Genomic DNA, 19,097 nt, shown 5'->3' with positions numbered 1-19,097 from the left:
GGGGAATGAACGAGCCGGCTCGAAGCGCTGTCGAACAGCGGTGCGAGCGGTGAGAAAGAGGGCGAGAACATGAAGAACATCCTGGACGCGGCGATCGATCGGGCGGGTATCGGCGGCGAGGTTCGCGGGCCGGTCGGCCCGGCCATGCTGCGCGGCGGCCGCATGACGAAGCACAAGGGTGTGGCGGCGAGCTATTCGCCCGATCTCGGCCTTGCCGTGACGATCGAACCGCGGACGGGCGAGGGGCGGAGCGCCCTTTTGCGGGCAGCGACGAGCGCCCTTCGCTGGGGCTCCGCGCCGATCGCGCTTCTCGCTTCGGGCCTTGCGATCGCCACCCCTGCCGCCGCGCAGGACGCCTGCGCCGTGACCGGCCCTGACTAAGTCACCTGCGAGGACAACGGCCCGCCCGCCACGACCACCCAGGTGATCGCCGGCACGAATCTCGATATCCTGATCGACGACGGCTTCGCCATCGACACGACCGGTGTCGGCGGAGACGGCCTGCAGGTCACCACCAATGGCGGCCTGACATTGAACCAGGTTTCGGGCAGCAGCTCGATCGTCGGCGACAACGGCTTCACCTTCACGAACAACGCCGGCCTGGTCCGCGTGCGGACCGGCGGCCCGATCACGGGAACGACCGGGGTCGGGATTTCAGGCACACATTCCGGCGATCGCTTCGACCTCATCACCGTGGACGGCGATGTCGTGGGGCAGACCCGCGGCATCAGCGTCTTCACCAGTTCCACGAGCCAGACCGAAGTGGTGACCGGCAATGTGACGGGCCTGACGAGATATGGCCTGATCGCGTTCGAGAACAGCGCCGGGAGCCTGCGGATCGATACGAGCGCGGGGACCGTCTTCGGCGGGACGATAGGGGTCTATGGCCGCAATGGCGGCGCCGGCAATCTCGTGATCGAGACACCGCCGACGTGACGGGCGCCGACGGCGACGGCGTGCTTGCGGTCAATGTCGCCGGGGACGACATCCTCGTCAACACCACGCAGGGGAGCGTGACCGCTTCGGACATCGGCATCAACGTCCTGAACCAGGGTTCGGGAGACACGAGCATCGTTGCCGGGGACATCGTCGCGGCCGCCGGCGCGGCGATCAGGTCGACGAGCTACGGTACGACGGCCACGATTTCGGCCTTCCGCGCGATCAGCGGGGCGCGCGGCATCGAGGCGGTGCATTACGGGACGGGCGAACTCGCGATCCGCGCGGATGCTGTCACCGGAACCACCGCGGAAGGCATCCTGGCCTACAACGCGGGCTCCGGCCTGACGATCGATACGGTCGGCGGGGTTACCGGGGCGACCGCCGGCATTACCGCGTTCAACGGGGGCACGGGCGCGCTTTCGGTGACGACCGGCGACGTGACCGGAACGGCGGGCTACGGCATCTACGCCTACGGCATCGGCACGGACCTGACGATCGACAGCAGCGCGGGAAGCGTAAGCGGCGAGATCGGCATCGTCGCCAGCAATTTCGGCACCGGGGCGACCACGATCACCACCGGTAACGTGACCGGCACGAGCGCCTACGGCATCTACGCCTATGGCGCAGCCACGGACCTGACGATCGACACGGCCGCCGGAGCGGTGAGCGGTGCGACCGTCGGCATCTACGCTTCGAGCGGGGGGAGCGGTGCGCTCTCGATCACGACGGCGGACGTGGCGGGCGCAGGCGAACTCGGGATCGGCGCGGTGAACTCGGCTGCGGGGACCGATCTCTCGATCGACAGCAGCGCGGGGACCGTCACCAGCGCCCTGGTCGGGATCGGCGCGCGCAGCTACGGCACGGGCGCGCTTTCGATCACCACCGCGGACGTGACCGCGATCGGCGGCACGGGCGTCTACGGCTACCAGAGCGCGAACGGCACCAGCTTCGCGATCGACGCCAGCGCGGGCACGGTGAGCGGGGGCTCGCACGGCATCTATGCCGAGCATTTCGGGTCCGGCCCGCTCACGATCACCACCGGCGACGTGACCGGCGGTTCGGCCTTCGGCATCTTCGCGCGTTCGGCACAGGCGACGGCGGACATCACGATCCAGGGCTCGTCCGGCGACATCGTCGGGGCGACCGACGGCATCCAGGCGATCACGGCCGGTGCGGACATCCTCGTCACCGACTTCGACAGCGTGACCGGGCAGGCGGGCGACGGTCTCGACCTCGAATCCGCGGGCGGCGCGATCGCGGTCAGCGACATCGGGACGATCCTCGGCACGGGCGGCACCGGCATTATCGCGGTGAGCGACGGCGGCGCGATCTCGATCCAGGGCGTCGGCCTCGTCGGGGGGGTGACCGGCACGGGCGGGGACGGTATCGTCGCCTACGCGCTGGGCGGCGGCGACATCGCCATCGGCACGAGTGCCGCGATCGGCGACGTGACGGGCGATGGCACTGCGTTCGCCAGCGGCATCCTCGCGATCACGGATGGTGCGGGCACCATTGCCGTCGACACGACCGGCGGAAGCGTCAGCGGCACGCAGTTCGGCGTGCTCGCCGAGAGTTCCGGAGCGGGCAGCGTCACGATCACGACAGCAGACGTCTCCTCGGCAACCTATGACGGCGTCTTTGCCCGAAGCCTTGGCGGCGGCACTGTCACGGTCGACACGAGCGCGGGGACGGTGACCGCGGATCGCATCGGTGTTCGCGCACGGGTCGATGCAGCGGGCGGCGATGTCTTCATCACCACGGCGGACGTTAACTCTGCGACGGGCGACGGCGTGCTCGGCGAAAGCATTGGCGGCGGCAGCATCACGATCGACACGGTCGCGGGCAGCGTCAGTGGCGGCCGCTATGGCATGATCGCCGGGCATTACGGGACGGGCGGCGTAACGATCACCACGGCCGATGTGACCGGGGTGACCGACGGGATCGACGTGCGGACCGACACCGGCACCACCGGGGTTGCCATCGATAGCACGGCCGGCACGGTTACGGGCGGGGGTGACGGCATTTCCGTTCGGAGCAATGCAGGCACGGGTGCGGTGTCGATCACGGCCGCCGATGTTTCGGCGGGCAGTATCGGCATCCTGGCGGAGAACACCGCCACCGCGACCGACATCATCATCGATTCCGCGGCAGGTGCGATCTCGTCGGGCTCGACCGGCATTTCGGCCGAGAACGGGGGCACCGGCAACACTTCGATCACCACGGCCGACGTGACCTCGACTGGCGACAACGCGATTTCGGCGAGCAATGCGGCGACTGCGGATTCGCTGGCGATCGACACCACCGCGGGCAGCGTGACCGGCGCGACCGACGGGATCGCCGCGCTCAACGACGGCACCGGATCGACCACGATCACCACGGCCGACATCGACGCGGAGGGCCGCTACGGCGTCTACGCGATCAACGCGGCGAGCACGACCGACCTCACGATCGACACCAGCGCCGGTGACGTGACAGCCGCCCTGGTCGGCATCGCGGTCCGGAACGAAGGGACCGGCGCGCTCTCGATCACCGGCGGCGACGTGACCAGCGCCGGGGGGACCGGCGTTTACGGCAACCTCACGGCGGCCGGCACCGACCTCGCCATCGACACTTCCGCCGGTGCGATCGGCGGCGCGACCAACGGCATCTATGCCGAGAACTACGGTTCGGGCGCGACCGCGATCACCACGGCGGACGTGACCGCGGGCAGCGGCTTCGGCGTCTTCGTGCGCAACGCGGCCACCGGCACGAGCCTCGACGTGACGACCACCGCGGGCGCGGTCTCGGGCGGCGTGTCGGGCATCACGGTCCGCTCCGACGGGGCGGGCGCCACCACGATCACGACCGCCGACGTCACCGGCACCGCAGGCCCGGGCATCGACGCGAGCGGGGTCGGGACCTCGCTGGCGATCGACACCACCGCGGGCGCGGTGAGCGGCGCGACGACCGGGATACTCGCCAGCGTCTCGGCCGGCACGCTGACGATCGCCACAGCGGACGTGACCGGGACGAGCGGCAACGCGATCAGCGTGATCACCACCGGGGCGGATGCCGCGATCGACACTTCGGCAGGCGCCATCGTCGGCGGGGCCAACGGCATCTACGCCGCCGCCGATGGCACCGGTTCGCTGACCGTCACGGCGGCCGATGCCACGGGCCTTGCCGGAAGCGGGATCAGCGTGCGCGGCGGTGCCGATTCCACCGGCATCTCGATCGCGACTTCCGGCGATGTCACCGGCACGGAACCGGGCATCTATGCCGTGAACAACGGCACTGCGCCGACGGTGATCGTCAACGACGGCTTCGTCAGCGCCGACACGCGCGAGGCCATCCGTGCCCGCGGCCCGGCCGGATCGCAGATCACGAATAACGGCGAACTGGTCGGCTTCGTGACGCTCGACGATGCGGCCGACACGCTGACCAACAACGGCGAATTCCTCGCCATCGGCCACAGCGCCTTCGGCGGCGGCACCGACTCCCTGGTGAACACCGGCACCTTCCGGGTGGCCAGCGCCGGCCCCGTGAACATCACGGGCCTCGAAACCTTCGCCAACGAGGGCCTGATCGACATGGCCGACGGGACTTCCGGCAACAACCTTGCAACCTCCGGCAACTTCGTCGGGACCGGCGGTTCGACCCTCAACGTGGATGTCGACCTCGCCGCCGCGACCGCCGACACGCTGACGATCGAAGGCGCCGCGACGGGTTCGACCGTGGTCACGGTGAACCCGGCCGGCACCCAGCCCAGTGGCCTCGTCTCGGACATCCTGGTCGTCGATGCCGGCGCGGGCACCACGGCAAACGCCTTCGATCTCGTCGGCGGGCGCCAGACCATCGGCCTGATCGAATTCGATCTCGCCTTCGACCCGGCGGGCAATGATTTCTTCCTCGCCACCGCCCCGTCGACCGCGGCGCTCGAATTCAGCACCTTCGCCGAGACCGCGCGCAACCTGTGGACCCAATCGGCCAATGCCTTCGCGGACCAGATGGCGACGATGCGCGACACCGGCGGTTCGGATGAAAGCAGCGTCGGCGGCGGCGACAAGACGACGCGCGCCTGGCTCACCGGGTTCGGCAGCAGCCTCGAACGCGAGCAGGTCAGGAACACCGTGTTCAACAACATCGCCGGGACCCACGAACTCGGCTATGACCAGGACTTCTGGGGAATGCTCGCCGGGATCGATTTCGGGACCAGCGCGGTGCGTTACGGCGTGACCGCGGGCTACCAGAGCAGCGACGTCGAATTCACCGCGTCCTCGAACGGGATCGACTACGACGTCTTCAGCCTCGGTGCCTACATGACCGCGGATATCGGCGCATTCTGGGCGAACGCGCTGGCCAAGTACGACAGCGTTAACGGCACGCTCCAGAGCAACACAGCCGGGCTGACGGCCGATGTCGAAGGCTCGGTGATGGGGGTCCAGGCCGAAGCCGGGGCGCTGCTCGGCGACCGCAGGGCGTTCTTCCTCGAGCCGAGCGTCAGCTTCGCCTATGCCAGCTCCGACCTTGATGACATCGTCACCGCCCAGGGCACCTTCGCCTTCGATGCGGGCGATGGCGCGCTGGCACGGGGCGGGGCGCGGGCCGGGATCGGCTTCGATCTCGGGGGAACCTCGGGCGTCGTCTTCGTGGGCGCCCACTACGCCCACGAACTCGGCGGCGACGACACCGCGGTCAGCTTCGCGACCGGCCCCAACCGCGTGTTGTTCGGCAACCAGCCTTTCGACGACTACGTGGATCTTTCGGCCGGCATCACGATCGGCAACGAGGATGACGCGATCACCGGCAGCCTGCAGGGCAATTACCTCACCGGGGACGACCTCGATGGCTATGGCGGCTCGCTGAACGTCCGCTTCCGGTTCTGAGCCGAGGATAGCGCCTTCGGGCGTGCGGCAGGTGTCCTCCGCTGGGGGCACCTGCCCGCGCGGGCGTATGGTTGGAGCGCGCCTTCGGTCCCTTTCGAGGACGGGGCGGCGCAAGCCGTCTGGCGATCGTCCTGCGGATGGACCGCGCGCAGCCGCGCTGTCAGGCGCCCTGCCGCTCGCAGGCGGGCGGACGGTTTCCGGCGAGCCGAGCGCCGGCCTGCGCGTCCCTTGCGGCGATCGTCTCCACCGCCCGCTCGAACGCGGCGCAGTCATAATCGGCGCCCCGTTCCATGCTGGCGATGACCACCGCGCCGAAGCTCTCCGGCGGCATCACGGCCGGCCCCCGCCGCAGGAACAGGCCGTGCCAGCGTTCGGAACCGGCGATGATCGCGGCCATTGTTTCCCGCGCCGCCGGGTCGGGACCGTCGAAGATCGCGGGGCCGAGCTGTTCGAGCGTCGCATCGGCCGTCTCGCCCCGCGCCAGCAGCGCCGTGTAGCGCCGCGCCGCCTCCGCCCGGTCCCCCGCGCCCAGCGCGAACCGGGCCATCGCCTCCTGCGCCGCGATGTCGCGCCAGCCCCGGCGGGCCGCATACTGGATCGAGCGCGACCCCCGATCGATCTCGCCCGCCTGGAACTGGGCGAGCGCAAGCAGGCGCAGCGATTGCGCCGGAACCGGACGCCTGACGACGAGCCGCTCCGCTTGCGCGAGGGCTGCCCGCGCGTCGTCGCCCAACAGCGCGGCCGAGACGATGCGCGGCTGCCCGGCCGAGCGGAAGATTTCCGGCACCAGCGCCGCGAGCGCGGGCGATGCTGCCGATTGCTTGTCCAGTTGCAGCCCGGCCGTGACCAGCGCCACGGCTGAAAGCAGGCCGTACCATGCGATGCGCCGCATCGTCATGCGCGCTCCCCCGGCGCCTGCGCGGTCCGCGCCAGCGCCAGCAGCGCAAGACCCGCCGCGGCGAGGATGGTCTGGTTCCGCAACGGGTAATCGGTGATCGACTGCAGCGCGATGCAGACGAGGAAGGAGGCCCCTGCCCATCCCGTCCAGCGCCAGCGAGAGCGCCGCGCCTGCCAGCTCAGCCATCCGACCAGCAGCAGCCACGCCGCGACCAGCACGAGGCCGGGAAGCCCGGCTTCGATGGCGATTTCGAGATAGTCGTTATGCGCCCGCCCCGCCCGGCGGACGGTCATGTTCTCGAGCGATTCGTCGATCTGGAAGACCTCGTCGAAAGTGCCCATCCCCGCGCCGAGTGGCCAGTAGCGCGAGGACGAATAGGCCGCATCCTCCCAGATGTAGCTCCGCGCGTCGCGGTCGAGCGCGCCGAAGCGTTCGACGGTGTCGGCCACCCTTCCGGGGGCAAGCACCAGCAGCCCCGCGAAAAGCGCCGCCGCCACCGCCGCCGCTCCGGCAGTTAACGCCAGCGAACGTGGGCGGGCGCGCCCGGATCCCCTGGCGGGGCCGCGCGAGGCGGACCAGGACAGCGCCCGCAGCGCCGCGAGGCCGAGCGGAACGAGCGCGAGGACGAGCCCGGTGCGCGAGCGCGTGAGGATGATCGCCAGCAAGAGGAGCGCGCAGAGCCCGACCCGCAGGGCAAGCTCGGCTCGCCGCGCCCACGGCGCGGGGACAAGCGCCGCAAAGCCGAGCGCCCCGACGAGGAACAGCGCGGTCGAATTGCGGTTGGCGAAGGTGCCGAGCAGCACTTCCTCGGGCAGCACCTCGTCGAAAAGGCTTGCTCTCCCGCCCGGCGAGGAGACCTGCACGGCCCCGATCAGCAGGTTGAGGATACCGAGAGCCACGACGAGCCAGCCCAGCATGGCGATCTGCTCCCGCCTCAGGGTCCAGCCCGCAGCGAGCACGGCGAGGGGCGTCACCAGCGCGGTCAGCGCGAGCAGCGTTCGGTGCGGATCGAGGCTGAAGGGCATCCAGCCGGCCATGCCGGCCGCTTCGAGCGACTGGACGACCAGATCGCGTCCGGGCAGCGCGGTCCAGATCGCCGGCGGAAGAGGAACGAGCTGGAGCAGGGGCAGGAGGAGCGAAAGGCCCGCCAGCGCGCGCAGAGCAAGGGGGGCCGATGTCCGGAACGCCGCGAACGCCGCAGGGTGGAGGGCGAGCGCCGCGAGCGCGGTCAGTTGCACGGCGAGGTTGGCGAGCCCGTAGCGTTGGCCTCCGCCGCCCAGCGCCGCCGCGACGATCAGGACCGTACCGAGCGCGAAGAGACCCGAGCGTCCGCTCACGGCGAGATCGGGCGATTGCCGGCCCATGCTGCTGCCCGAAAGCGAGGAGGGGCCCGGCATAGCCACCTGCAGACGTCAGCCCCTCAAGAAAAAACGCACGGTAGGGCGTACCGTGCGTTCAATTCCATTCCGGCCGGACCATGGTGGCCCGCAGGTTCACCTCAGGCGCCCGGCGACTGATCGTCGTCGTCGTCGAGGAGGAGGATGATGCCGACCGCGGCGGCAGCGGCGAGGATCGCGGCGATGAACCCGGGGCCGACCAGCTTTTCCCCTTCGGCGCTGCGGCCCATGCCGGGCTGCGAGACGGGCGCGCTGTAGGTCGCGGTGCTGTCACCCGCGCGGGTGTTGGCCTGGGCGGCGATCGGCGAAAGCGCCAGACCGGCGGCTGCGACGGTCAGCATGACACGGGAAGTCGTTTTCATCATCATCGGCCTCGCATCGCGATATTCCGTCAGTTTCCCTAGTGCAACGCGGCGAGTTTGGCAACAGGCAGTTCACCGAAATGAAGAGGCGCGACGCGAGTCCCTGCGCCCCTTCTGTGCGCTGCCCGAATGGATGGTGCGATGGAGGGATCGCAGGGACGCTTCGCCTTCATCCTTCGCCGGCGGGCGCGGCAGCCGGCCCAAGCAGGGGGCTGAACCGGTCGACATTCCCTCCGAGAAGGACCGTCGATCCGCGCGACAGCCAGGCGTGGGCTTCGAAGGTTCCTTCCCGCCCCCTCGCCGTGCCGACCACGATCTCGCTCGCGACAGCCTGCCGGGCCAGCCAGTTCTGCCCCGCGAGCGCCTGGACGAGGCAATCGGACCGCCACGGCACGTGCAGCGCCATGCGGGTGATCGCAAAGGCCATTTCCCCGCAGAGCCGATTTGTCGCCGCCTCGTCCGGGGTTCGTGCCAGTGCGGCTTCCCTCGCCGCGACGCGGGCATTGCGCTGCATGATGTCGCCCGGCCGGATCCGGGAAAGCAGGAGGCGCGCCCGCGCGAGTTCGAATCCCGCGCGCGCGGCGAGGAACAGGAGCTTCGCGATCGGGATCGTCTCTCGCATCAGCGCCGCGATGACCCGGAAAGGCCGCCGCGGTCAAGCGCGCCCGCGCCGCCGCCCCTGGCAAGCGGGCTTCAGGCGCGCACGACCAGTTCGTTTTCGGCCAGTTCGGACAGGAACCGGCGCAGGTCGTTCTCCAGCGTCTCGCGCTCCACTTCGTATTGCTCGAGGATCCGGTCGCATATGTCGGCCGGCCGCTGTCCTTCCTTGAGCCCTTCCCACAGGATGCTGCCGATCGTGTCGAGCCCGTAATAGGTCCCGTTCCCGAGGTGCAGGATCACCGTCTCGCCGCCGACGGGATTGGCGATCGCGTCGTCGCTCGGCCGCCAATGCTCCCGCAGCATGTCACTCATCGGGCATCCCCCTCTTGCACGGAGTCTCCGCTCTCGCACGGACGCCGCGCCATGTGAAGCCTCTCGCATGGTCTGTCCGCGCGCAGGACAGGGGCTGCGGGAAGGGTGGGGCAGGGATGCGGCAGGAGTGATGCGGCGGGCACGATCCGGCGGCGCGCTTGCAAGCGGAGGGCGGTTTCTGCAACCTCTCCGACGGATCGAGCCATGGGGACGGCGAGCAATGTCGAAAGAGGATCCGGCCGAGCGATTGTGGCGCGACGGCGTCTGCATCGTCCCCGGGGCGGCCGATCCCGCGATCCTCGCCGAATGGCTCGAAATCCTGCAGGACCGGCACCGCCACCTGTTCGAGGAGGACGAGGCGGGCAGCAAGGTGTTCGTCTCGCCGGGCCGGTTCTACGGCGCCATCGAAATCGGCGGACCCTTCGCCCGCAGCGAGATACTCTTGCCGCGGTCGGTCGAAGCGGTCGTGCGCGCCAGTCTCGGACCCCGGTTCGTGTTCGACGCCTGGGGCCTGATCAATGCGCTGCCGGGGGCTCCGGCGCAGCACTGGCACCGCGACGGCGGGATCCTGTTTCCCGCGCATCCGCTCGAATTCATGCTCCCGGCGAGCGCCCTCACGCTGGCCATCCCGCTGGTCGAAGTGACCGGGGAAACCGGCCCGACCGGGTTTGCCCTGCGATCCCACCGTTCCAATGAGCATGTCGAGGTGCCGGATTACGAACCCCACGTGCCGCTCGGCGCAGCCATCCTGTGGGACTATCGCATCCATCACAAGGGGATGGCGAACCGCAGCGCGCGCCCCCGTCCGCTGATCTATGCGACGCTCTGCCGCGACTGGTGGTGCGACACGCTCAATCACGACGACCAGGACCGCTTGATCGTCGCGCGGGACGCGCTCGACCGGTTCAAACCGGGCTTCGCCGCGCGCTTGCGGCGGGCGAAGATATCGCGCTGAACGGGCCGGGCCCCGTCTTGGCGATCAGGCGTTGCGATAGCCTTCGAGCAGCTTGGTCAGGTGCCCGAGCGCGTCCTTGCCAGAGGCGAAATGGTCCGGATGCCGTTTCATCAGCGCGTCCGCGATGTCCTGCAGCGAACGTCCGTCACCCACCAGCGCGAGGCAATCGCGATCGATCGCCATGCGAGCGGTCGGCTGCGGCACCTGGTCATGGGCGTGCGGCCTCAGCCTTTCGGGCGAGAAGACCGCGCTCCTGAAGGTCGACTGGCGGAAACCGTGCCGCGATCCGCCCCCGGGACCGTCGGCGATATCCGTGTCCCATGACCAGACGTAGGACCCGTCCACCTGGCGGACGCGCAGGCGTGCGGCGATCCGGTCGCCCGGGGCGAGCTTGACCGGGCGTTCGAGCGGCAGGAACTGCTGCTGGTAGACCAGTTCGTCGCCGTCGGGACCGTTCGAGAAGCCGAGCCCCTCGTCGATCTCCGCGTCGAACCAGACGAGCAGTCCGTGACAGACGCCGCCGCGCTCGGCGACGAAACCGACGGTGCTGTCGACGTCGTGATCGGTCACCGTCCGGTAATCCAGCATCGCGAAGGCCTGCGAAGGCGCGAGCAGGGCCTCGGGCTTGAGCAGCGCCGGGGCGAGGGTGTTGGCGGCGTATCTCTGGCCCGCCGACAGATCGAGCCCGTAATTGTTCGCCAGCCACGGCCGCTCGCACGGGCGATAGTGCCGCACCGATTCGACCGGCGCGACGCGCAGGGTATCGCGCATCGGGAGGAGCCTGCCGCCGGGCGCCAGCAGCCGTTCGCGCGCATCGACGATGGTCGCGATGTGATGCTCGAACAGCGGGGTGATCCCGCGGATGTCCGACACGATGACGTCGGCCTTGCGTTCGGGGGCGTAGCGGGTGGAGATGTCCTTGACGACCTCGATCCGGTCGGCGCAGCCATTCGCCTTCGCCATGGGCAGGATCAGTTCGGCCGCCGGATCGGGCTCGATCGCGATGACCTTGCCCGCCCCGTACCTGGCCGCGAGCATCGAGAAGATCCCGAACCCCGCCCCGATATCGATCACGGTGCAGCCCGGCGTGACCGCGCGCCGCAGGGCTTCGGCGTAGATTCCCATGCGCGGTTCGCATTCGATCATGAGACCGAAGGAGACGAGATCATATCCGGTCGGACCGCCCATCAGTCCGTCATTGCCCGTTTTCGCGCGGGATTGCCGGTGTCCGATTGCGCCATCGCGGCGAAGATCACCCCGTGCAATTCCGCGATGCGGCCATAGTCGTGCGGGTAGGTCAGGCGATATCCCGGTATCGCGCCGGCGAGGCGCGCGATTTCGCGCAGCCTTGCGGCGGCCTTGCCCGGATCGCCCGGATCGAGCGCGAAGCTCTGTTCGACCAGCGCCATGCAGGCGGCGCTGGGGCTCGTTTCGTCCGCCCGCGGGTCCGATGCGCCCCCTTCGCCGGTAAGGAAGAACAGCGCGCCCAGCGGGAAGGACCGGGCGGCGTCCCGGGCGATGGCGGGCACGCTCACCCGCAGCTTGTCCGAATAATGCGCCATCGGGCTCGTCTCGACCGCGCCGCCGAACACCTGCGAGATCGTGTCCGGGAAAAGCCGCAGCGTCGGATAGACCGCGCGGCCGTGGAAGCGGCCCTCCCCGGGCGCGACGACGACCGCGTCGTCCCCCAGCAGGGGATGCCCGGCCTCGTGCAGGCTTGCCGCCAGCGTGGACTTGCCCGCGCCGGTGTTGCCGAGGAAGATCGCCAGTCTGCCGCCGATCGCGACGGCGCTGCCGTGCAGGACCACCGAACCCTGTTCGGCAAGGATGCGCGGCACCACGTGGTCGTGGAGGAAGTGTTCGAGGTCGCTCGGCGTGGCTTCGGCCGCGACGTCGAACACGGTTATCTCCTGCTTCGCCAGGTCGATCAGGAACCGGGCGAGACCCGCGAAGGACAGGCAGAACGATTCGCCGAGGCGCTGCACGCTCGAAGGGAGGGTGCGGGCGGGGCTTTCTTCGGGAGGTGTGGGCGCCAACCCCGGCGGCGAACCGGCGCCGAGGTGGCGAAGGGACCAGGCGGGCAGGAGGCCGGCGCGAAGCGCATCGGGATTCATGCGCTGCTGCCCCGGTTACAAAGGAATGGTGGAAACCTCGCGCCGAAGAGGCAGAACCGCCGCGTCAGATCTTGCGCGTGGCCTTGGCCATGGGGCCCTGGTTGGGGCCTTCGCTGAAGAACCCGCTGCCAGCCGCGGTCAGTTTGGCAAAGCCGCCGTAGACGGAAAGCGTGGGACGCTGATAGGTCGCCTTGGTCGAGCTGGCCATATTCACTCCATCAGCCGGGCTGGCTGTCTAGTTCACCTAACCAGTTCGACGCATAGCGGAAGGCAAGCCACTCGGCAACAGCCAAATCCCACGCGGGCCGGCCGGTCGCGGCGGCGCGCGTCGCGTCGATGGTCTGCGCCGAAATGTAAGGCAACAGGTTATCCATGGAGGAGCCGTCGTGCCGGTCGGCTGCGCTCCAGAGGCTTTCGACGAAGAGCCCGCCGAGGTGCTCCTTGCCCGCGCGCCAGCGCACCGCATCGGGCAGGAGGCCCGCGGTTGCCCGCCGCAGGATGACCTTGGGCCAGCCCCGGTCCTGGAACTGTTCGCCCGGCAGGCTCATGCAGAATTCGAGCAGGTCCTGGTCGCAGAACGGATCGCGCGGTTCGATCGCGAGCGCCGCCGCCACGCGGTCGTAGCGTTCCCGCCCGACGACGAGATAGGGGTGGAGCATCCGGCGTGCGCGATCGCTGTCCTCCTGCCAGCCGAATCCCGCGACCTGCGCGGCATTGGCCCGGCGGCGGGCGGGAAGATCGATGCGGGCCGCGAATTCCGGCGACAGGAGGGTGGGGGTTTCCCCCGCCGCGCGCCGCGGAACCGACAGCGCCCGGCGCACGGCACGCAGCGGCGCGGGCACGCAGACCCGCCCCAAACTGCGGATGAAAAGCGTCTTCGCCCCCGGCTGCGGCCCCCAGAACCGCTCGATGCCCCGCGCCTCGCGCCATGCGCGCGCGATCCGGCCCCGGCGCAAATGCCAGATCACCATGTCGTTCGCGCCCAGCACCATGTCGCCCCCGCCTCCGTCGAGCACGACCTTGTGGCCTTTCCGCTGCGCGGCGAGATACATGAGGCGCAGGAGCGCCATGCTCGCATCGAACGGTTCTTCGGCAGAGCGGGTGAGGGCGAGCAGTTCCTCGCGCATGGCCGGAACGTCACCGGGTGTCACGCGGACAGGATCGATGTGTCCGATGGAAAGGGCGGCGCGAACCGCGTTCGATTCGGCGCAGTCCGTATCGTCCTGCAGCGCCGAGAAGGTGGCGAGGGAAGGCCTGCCTTCCTGTTCGAGCAGGTGCGCCGCGACCGCCGAGACCGAGCCCGAATCGAGGCCGCCCGACAGCATCGCGCCGACCGGATCCGGCGCCCTGAGGCGCGCGGAAACCGAGCGGCGGAACACCTCGAGAAAGGCTTCGGCATATTCCCGGTCGTCCGCCAGCCTGAGCGGGGCGGGAGCCTCCAGCTTCCAGTAGCGCTGCAGTTCGAGGCCCTTCGCATCAACCGTCAGCGCATGGGCCGGTGGAAGCCGCCTGAGCCCTTCGAAGAAGGTCGATTCGAGGTCGGCCGCCTCGAGGTTCTCGAAGAAGTCGGCCAGCCGCACCTCGTTGAGACGCATCGGAACGTCGTCATGGCGCAGCAGGGCGCGCGGTTCGGTTGCGAAGGCGAACAGCCTGCCGGGCCGATGATGGTAGGCGAACTGGCGCATGCCCACCCGGTCGCGCGCGCAGAACAACCGGCGCGCGCGCGGGTCCCAGATCGCGAAGGCGAAGTCGCCGCGCAGCCGCGCGAGGCATTCGCTGCCCCAGCGCAGATAGGCCCGCAGGACCAGTTCGCCGTCGCCCGCCGCAGCATCCGCACCGACCGCCTCGATCAGTTCCGCGCGATTGTCGAGCCGGATGTCGGCGGTGATCGTGCAGCCCGTGCCGCGGTGGACGAAGGGCATTTCCTCAACCAGCGATTCCGGCGTGCTGGCGAGAAGCGCGCAGCCCATCGCCATCGCCCCGTCGGCGACCAGCCGCGAGCCGTCGGGACCGCGCCGCTCCAGCGCCGCAAGGACCGCGGCGAGCTCGCCCGCTTGCGCCGCCCTCCCGTCCAGCCGCAGCGCCCCGCAGATCCCGCTCACCTCAGGGCCCCGCGTCCTGCCTGGCCGGGAGGTGTGCCCGCCGCGGCGCGATGCATGGCATAGCCGAGATCGCCCGCCGCGATCACGCGGTCCGCGAGCGCGAGGCTCGCCGGGCGGTGCGTGATGATGATGACCGTCCGGCCCTCGAGCGACCGGATGCAGGATTCGACGAAGGCCGCCTCGCCCTCGAGGTCGTACATGCTGGTCGCCTCGTCGAAGATCAGGATCGGCGGATCGCGCAGCAGCGCCCGGGCGAGCGCGATCCGCTGGCGCTGGCCGCCGGAAAGCCGCACGCCGTCGTCGCCGATCGGGGTTTCGAAGCCTTGCGGCAGGCGCTGGATGAATTCCCAGGCCTGCGCGTGCCGGGCAGCGCGTTCGAGCGCGGCGGGATCGCAATCGGGCAGGCCGAAGGCGATGTTTTCGAACACGGTCCCGTCGAACAGCAGGGCGCGCTGCGGCACGTAGCCGAATTGCCGCCGCACGTCCTGCACCTGGAGGCCGGCGATGTCCTCTCCGTCGAGAGTGATGCGCCCTTCGTCGGGTTCGTAGAAGCGCAGGATGAGCTTGACGAGCGTCGACTTGCCGATCCCGTTCTCGCCCGTGAGCGCGACGATCTCGCCGGGCCTGATCTCGAGGTCCACCCTGTCGAGCAGGGGCGGGCGGCCGGGATAGCCGAAACTGACCTGCTCCAGCGCGATTGCGCCCTTGCCCCGGGCGAGCCTGCGGGGCGCGCGATAGCCGGGTTCCGGCTCCATCGCCATCACCTCCTCGAGCCGGCGGAGCGTGCCGAGGGCGATCTGGAACCGGCCGTAGGTGCTCGCGAGGCTCCCGACCGGCCGCGTCAGCAGGGCCGCGTAGAGCAGGAAGGCAAACAGTTCCCCGGACTCGCGCCCGTCGCTGCCGTGAAACAGGATCACGATCGCCGCGAATGCGGCGGCCAGCGCCGAGAACGGCCCGACGAAGGCGCCCAACCGGGTCTGCGCGAGGGCGAGCCGGCGGGCGCGTTCGACCGCCGCGCGGTAGCCGCGTTCGTGGTGCTCCTCGACGGCGAAGGCCTTGATCGCCTCGATCATGTCGAGGTCGCTGGCGGCTCGGGTGACGACCTCGACCTCGGCTTCGCGCTTGCGTTCGGCCAGTTTGCGCTGGGCTCGCCCGACCAGCTTGAGCGTCACGAAGAAGGCCGGGACCAGCACCGGGATGGAAAGGGCGAGGATCGGGTCGAGCAGCAGCAGCAGGACGCTCGCGCCCAGCGCGGTGACGATCATCGCGGGAACCTGGGCGAGGGTGGCGGTGAGGAAGGTGCTCAGGTTGGTGACTTCGTAGGTCATCAGCGCGAGCAGGTCCCCGCCGCGCGCCTGGTCGTGGAAGGCGGGCGGCAGTCTCTGGATATGGGCGTAGATGTCCTGCCGCAGGTCGGCGAGGATCCGGCCCGAGGCGTCCTCCGAGACGATCGTCACCGCGATGGTGATCGCGGCCAGCGCGGCGAGGGTGAGCGCGAGCAGTGCGAGCACGCGGCCGGTATCGATGTCGGCTTCGCCCACGACGCCGCCGACGAACTGCCCGGCCAGCCACGGCACCGCCAGCATCGCCGCGGAGCTCAGCACCGCGAGCAGGCCGATCACCGCAAGACGGCTCCTGAACCGGTATGCCCAGCGCCGCAGCATGGCCGTTCAGCCGCGCCCCGTCGCAAGCCTGAACAGGCCCTCGACCAGTCTTCGCCCGCGCAGCGCGGCGATCGGCCAACCCGCGGCGTCCGGATACCGCTCGCGCAGCTTTTCCGGCCCGGGGGCGATGGTCGATCCGACGAGGCTTGCCCGGGCGAGCACCCCCTCGCAGGCCTCGAGGTCGAGCCGCAGGCGCTCCATCGCCGATCCGGTCGAGATGTAGCTGTTCAGGTCCCGCGCGCCGCCATCCCGCGCGAGCGCTTCGCGGACATGGCCGGGCACCGCGGTGCCCAGCGCCCTTCGCGCGAATTCGAGCCCGGCGCGGACCTGCACCGCCGTGCCGCTGCGCTCCGCCAGCTCCACCAGCCGCGCCCAGTCGCGCGGCTGCAGGAGAGCGCAGATCAGGTGCAGGTCGACCGCCCAGATCAGGCGATCCCCGCTGTGCAGCTTCTCGTCCCCGGCGACGTAGCCGAACACTTCGTGCAGGCCGCGGTTCATGCAGACGAGGACGAGGTTGCCGATCGGGTCGATGCCGATGGCCCGGCGGGAGAGGGCGGGGATGGGAATGACGGTGTCGGCCACGCCGCCGCGTTCGAGGTGCTTCGCGAGATTCGCGCTCGCGCTGATGCGCCAGTGCAGGTCGACGAAGTGATCGAAGCCTTCGCGCCCCTTCGCCTGCCACATTTCCTGAAAGCTGAGGCTGTCCCCGACGCGCTCGAAGCCGCAATCCGCGAAAACGCGGCGCGTGCGCGCCTTGTCGCGCTCGCGCACGAGGATGTCGGTGTCTCCCCGGCGGCGCAGGGCCGGGCGCGGATAGAGCGAATAGGCGAGCGCCGTCCCCTTCAGCACGACCGCCTCGACGCCCGCTTCGGCGAGGCTCTCGAGGAGGGGGGAGATCGCGGCGCGATGGCTCTCCTCCCAGAAGCTCTGGCCCGTGGCTTCGTCCCGCAAGGTGCGGGTGAGGCCCTGCGGCCAGCCCGAAGCGACCGGATCGGCCTCCCACAGCAGCAGGCTGATGCCGTGAAAGGCGATGCGGGCGGCGACCTTTTCCTCGCAATCCGCGAACCGGGCGGGCCATGCCGGCGGGTATTGCGCGCGCAATCCGTTGGCGACACAACCGGCCAGATAGTGGTCGATGGTCTCAACGTGCATCGCGAGAAGGTCCGTCGGGAATCGTGTCGACCACCATTCGTTCTTCAGCGGGCGGGCGGCAGGCGCGGCTTGACAGGGTTTCCTATGCACCGCGCGCCGCCGATTGGAAAGTCCGCGCGGCGAGTTTTCCGTTGACCCCCAATGGCTATGCTGCGATGCGGCCCGCCGGGCTAGTGCGAGGGGGTTCGGTTGAGCCAGGCAGGCAGTACGGCGCGGCGGGGGATCATCCTTGCAGGGGGGTCCGGCACCCGGCTTTACCCCCTCACCCGCGGCGTTTCGAAACAGCTCATGCCGGTCTTCGACAAGCCGATGATCTACTACCCGCTCAGCACCCTGATGCTGACGGGCATCCGCGACATCCTGATCATCACCACCCCCGAGGACGCCGAGCAGTTCCAGCGCGTGCTCGGCGACGGATCGGATTTCGGGATCGCCCTCAGCTATGCCGTGCAGCCCCGTCCCGAAGGCCTCGCCCAGGCGTTCCACATCGGCGCGGATTTCGTCTCTGGCGGGCCGAGCGCGCTGATCCTCGGGGACAACATCTTCTACGGCCACGGCCTTCCCGATCTGCTCCACCGGGCCGACGCGCGCACGGCCGGAGCAAGCGTGTTCGCCTATCGCGTCACCAACCCGCAGGCGTTCGGCGTGGTCGAGTTCGATGCGGCGGGCAGGGCGGTGTCGATCGAGGAGAAGCCCGCCGAGCCCAAGTCCAACTACGCCGTGACCGGTCTCTATTTCTACGACGAGACGGTGGTGGATCGTGCCCGCGACCTTCGCCCCTCCGCCCGCGGGGAGCTCGAGATCACCGATCTGAACCGGCTCTATCTCGACGACGGCGCGATGTCGGTCGAACTGATGGGCCGCGGATTCGCCTGGCTCGATACCGGAACCCACGCCTCGCTGCTCGATGCCGCGACCTATGTCCGCATTACCGAGGAACGGCAGGGCTTCAAGATCGCCTGTCCGGAGGAGATCGCCTGGCGACAGGGCTTCATCGACGATGCCCGGCTCGAGGAGATCGCCGGGCCGCTTCGCAAGTCGGGTTACGGCGAATACCTGATGCGATTGCTGAGCGAGCCGCACCCCGCGTGAAACTGATCCCCACCGCGATCCCCGGTCCCCTGATCGTCGAGCCGCGCGTCTTCGGCGACGAGCGCGGCTTCTTCATGGAAACCTGGAGCGAATCGGTTTTCGCGCGGCTGGGGCTCGAGCTTGCCTTCGTGCAGGACAATCACAGCCATTCGCAGCGCGGCGTCCTGCGCGGGCTGCATTTCCAGAACCCCGGCGCGCAGGGCAAGCTCGTGCGGGTCGCGCGGGGGCGGGTCTTCGATGTCGCCGTCGACCTGCGCCGGTCTTCCGACCATTTCGGGCAATGGATCGGGGTGGAGCTTTCGGCCGACAACAAGCGGATGCTGTGGATCCCCGAAGGCTTCGCCCACGGTTTCCTGACGCTCGAGGACGATACCGACTTCCTCTACAAGTGCACCGCGCCCTACGCCCCCGAATGCGAACACACGCTGGCCTGGGACGATCCGGCGGTCGGCATCGACTGGCCGCTCGACGGGCTCGATCCGGTCGTGTCGGCCAAGGACGGGAAGGGCGTCCCGCTGGCGCAGGCGGAGGCATTCGCATGATCGCGGCAGGTGCAGCGCGCGGCATGGTTCCCGGCGCCGGTGG

At 69.6% G+C, this 19,097-nt stretch carries 17 protein-coding genes; 6 read left to right on the top strand and 11 right to left on the bottom strand.

Annotation, left to right across the window (positions count from 1 at the left end; all coding sequences use genetic code 11):
• Window positions 1–69 precede the first annotated feature (69 nt).
• The 3 genes from BLU08_RS08865 to BLU08_RS08855 are packed head-to-tail and all read left to right on the top strand — an operon-like array spanning window position 70 to window position 5,804.
• Window positions 70–381: a hypothetical protein gene (locus tag BLU08_RS08865; protein WP_090198405.1), complete on the top strand. Its 312-nt coding sequence runs from the start codon at window positions 70–72 to the stop codon at window positions 379–381.
• Window positions 382–423: 42 nt separating this feature from the next.
• A complete protein-coding gene (locus BLU08_RS08860; RefSeq protein WP_090198401.1) occupies window positions 424–936 on the top strand; it encodes a hypothetical protein in 513 nt (170 codons plus the stop codon).
• Window positions 933–5,804 carry an autotransporter outer membrane beta-barrel domain-containing protein gene (locus tag BLU08_RS08855; RefSeq protein WP_090198397.1) on the top strand — a complete coding sequence of 1,624 codons (4,872 nt, stop codon included), beginning with the start codon at window positions 933–935 and terminating at the stop codon, window positions 5,802–5,804. Before BLU08_RS08860 ends, BLU08_RS08855 begins: the two co-directional genes overlap by 4 nt.
• Before the next feature lie 160 nt (window positions 5,805–5,964).
• Here the strand turns inward: BLU08_RS08855 and BLU08_RS08850 are convergent, their stop codons facing one another.
• The 5 genes from BLU08_RS08850 to BLU08_RS15175 form a co-directional block, all read right to left on the bottom strand.
• A complete protein-coding gene (locus BLU08_RS08850) occupies window positions 5,965–6,702 on the bottom strand; it encodes a hypothetical protein (protein WP_090198394.1) in 738 nt (245 codons plus the stop codon).
• Window positions 6,699–8,099 carry an O-antigen ligase gene (locus BLU08_RS08845; protein ID WP_090198391.1) on the bottom strand — a complete coding sequence of 467 codons (1,401 nt, stop codon included), beginning with the start codon at window positions 8,097–8,099 and terminating at the stop codon, window positions 6,699–6,701. The genes BLU08_RS08850 and BLU08_RS08845 overlap by 4 nt, the downstream gene beginning before the upstream one ends.
• 101 nt (window positions 8,100–8,200) lie before the next feature.
• Window positions 8,201–8,440 (bottom strand): hypothetical protein, encoded by a 240-nt coding sequence (locus BLU08_RS08840; protein ID WP_090198388.1) that lies wholly within the window; start codon window positions 8,438–8,440, stop codon window positions 8,201–8,203.
• 190 nt (window positions 8,441–8,630) lie between these two features.
• Window positions 8,631–9,083, bottom strand: coding sequence for a lasso peptide biosynthesis B2 protein (locus BLU08_RS08835; protein WP_090198385.1), 453 nt, complete (start codon window positions 9,081–9,083; stop codon window positions 8,631–8,633).
• A 71-nt stretch (window positions 9,084–9,154) separates the two neighbouring features.
• On the bottom strand, window positions 9,155–9,433 hold the full coding sequence (locus tag BLU08_RS15175) for a PqqD family protein (RefSeq protein ID WP_157674492.1): 279 nt from the start codon (window positions 9,431–9,433) through the stop codon (window positions 9,155–9,157).
• A gap of 220 nt (window positions 9,434–9,653) precedes the next feature.
• On the opposite strand from BLU08_RS15175, the gene BLU08_RS08825 reads away from it, so the two are divergent.
• The gene (locus tag BLU08_RS08825; protein WP_157674491.1) at window positions 9,654–10,388 is read left to right on the top strand and encodes a phytanoyl-CoA dioxygenase family protein; all 735 of its coding nucleotides are present in this window, start codon (window positions 9,654–9,656) and stop codon (window positions 10,386–10,388) included.
• Window positions 10,389–10,412: 24 nt separating this feature from the next.
• Here the strand turns inward: BLU08_RS08825 and BLU08_RS08820 are convergent, their stop codons facing one another.
• From BLU08_RS08820 to BLU08_RS08800, 6 genes are all read right to left on the bottom strand, one after another.
• Complete coding sequence (locus BLU08_RS08820) at window positions 10,413–11,576, bottom strand: 50S ribosomal protein L11 methyltransferase (protein ID WP_090198378.1); 1,164 nt, start codon at window positions 11,574–11,576, stop codon at window positions 10,413–10,415.
• On the bottom strand, window positions 11,576–12,373 hold the full coding sequence (locus BLU08_RS08815) for a hypothetical protein (RefSeq protein ID WP_157674490.1): 798 nt from the start codon (window positions 12,371–12,373) through the stop codon (window positions 11,576–11,578). Before BLU08_RS08815 ends, BLU08_RS08820 begins: the two co-directional genes overlap by 1 nt.
• 193 nt (window positions 12,374–12,566) lie before the next feature.
• On the bottom strand, window positions 12,567–12,710 hold the full coding sequence (locus BLU08_RS15170) for a lasso RiPP family leader peptide-containing protein (protein ID WP_157674489.1): 144 nt from the start codon (window positions 12,708–12,710) through the stop codon (window positions 12,567–12,569).
• 10 nt (window positions 12,711–12,720) lie between these two features.
• Window positions 12,721–14,604: an asparagine synthase-related protein gene (locus BLU08_RS08810; protein WP_090198372.1), complete on the bottom strand. Its 1,884-nt coding sequence runs from the start codon at window positions 14,602–14,604 to the stop codon at window positions 12,721–12,723.
• Window positions 14,601–16,268, bottom strand: coding sequence for an ABC transporter ATP-binding protein (locus BLU08_RS08805; RefSeq protein WP_090198363.1), 1,668 nt, complete (start codon window positions 16,266–16,268; stop codon window positions 14,601–14,603). Before BLU08_RS08805 ends, BLU08_RS08810 begins: the two co-directional genes overlap by 4 nt.
• A gap of 6 nt (window positions 16,269–16,274) precedes the next feature.
• Window positions 16,275–17,420: a nucleotidyltransferase family protein gene (locus tag BLU08_RS08800; protein WP_090198360.1), complete on the bottom strand. Its 1,146-nt coding sequence runs from the start codon at window positions 17,418–17,420 to the stop codon at window positions 16,275–16,277.
• A gap of 189 nt (window positions 17,421–17,609) precedes the next feature.
• Here BLU08_RS08800 and rfbA point away from each other — a divergent pair, with 189 nt between their 5' ends.
• Together rfbA and rfbC are read left to right on the top strand one after the other, a co-directional pair.
• Window positions 17,610–18,512: a glucose-1-phosphate thymidylyltransferase RfbA gene (gene rfbA, locus BLU08_RS08795; RefSeq protein WP_090198356.1), complete on the top strand. Its 903-nt coding sequence runs from the start codon at window positions 17,610–17,612 to the stop codon at window positions 18,510–18,512.
• Window positions 18,509–19,054, top strand: coding sequence for a dTDP-4-dehydrorhamnose 3,5-epimerase (gene rfbC, locus BLU08_RS08790; RefSeq protein WP_090198353.1), 546 nt, complete (start codon window positions 18,509–18,511; stop codon window positions 19,052–19,054). The genes rfbA and rfbC overlap by 4 nt, the downstream gene beginning before the upstream one ends.
• The last annotated feature ends 43 nt before the right edge of the window (window positions 19,055–19,097 follow it).

Origin of the sequence: Erythrobacter sp. HL-111, from assembly GCF_900105095.1 — a bacterium.
In the GTDB taxonomy this organism is placed as follows: Bacteria; Pseudomonadota; Alphaproteobacteria; order Sphingomonadales; family Sphingomonadaceae; genus Erythrobacter.
This window is presented reverse-complemented; position numbering and strand designations above follow the sequence as displayed.

Bases quoted from the DNA above. Each gene is read 5' to 3' on its own strand.
- BLU08_RS08850 (WP_090198394.1), bottom strand. From the start codon at position 6,702: ATGACGATGCGGCGCATCGCATGGTACGGCCTGCTTTCAGCCGTGGCG.
- BLU08_RS08820 (WP_090198378.1), bottom strand. From the start codon at position 11,576: ATGGGCGGTCCGACCGGATATGATCTCGTCTCCTTCGGTCTCATGATC.
- BLU08_RS08800 (WP_090198360.1), bottom strand. From the start codon at position 17,420: ATGCACGTTGAGACCATCGACCACTATCTGGCCGGTTGTGTCGCCAAC.
- BLU08_RS08825 (WP_157674491.1), top strand. From the start codon at position 9,654: ATGTCGAAAGAGGATCCGGCCGAGCGATTGTGGCGCGACGGCGTCTGC.
- BLU08_RS08805 (WP_090198363.1), bottom strand. From the start codon at position 16,268: ATGCTGCGGCGCTGGGCATACCGGTTCAGGAGCCGTCTTGCGGTGATC.
- BLU08_RS15175 (WP_157674492.1), bottom strand. From the start codon at position 9,433: ATGAGTGACATGCTGCGGGAGCATTGGCGGCCGAGCGACGACGCGATC.
- BLU08_RS15170 (WP_157674489.1), bottom strand. From the start codon at position 12,710: ATGGCCAGCTCGACCAAGGCGACCTATCAGCGTCCCACGCTTTCCGTC.
- BLU08_RS08865 (WP_090198405.1), top strand. From the start codon at position 70: ATGAAGAACATCCTGGACGCGGCGATCGATCGGGCGGGTATCGGCGGC.
- BLU08_RS08840 (WP_090198388.1), bottom strand. From the start codon at position 8,440: ATGCTGACCGTCGCAGCCGCCGGTCTGGCGCTTTCGCCGATCGCCGCC.
- BLU08_RS08845 (WP_090198391.1), bottom strand. From the start codon at position 8,099: ATGCCGGGCCCCTCCTCGCTTTCGGGCAGCAGCATGGGCCGGCAATCG.
- BLU08_RS08835 (WP_090198385.1), bottom strand. From the start codon at position 9,083: ATGCGAGAGACGATCCCGATCGCGAAGCTCCTGTTCCTCGCCGCGCGC.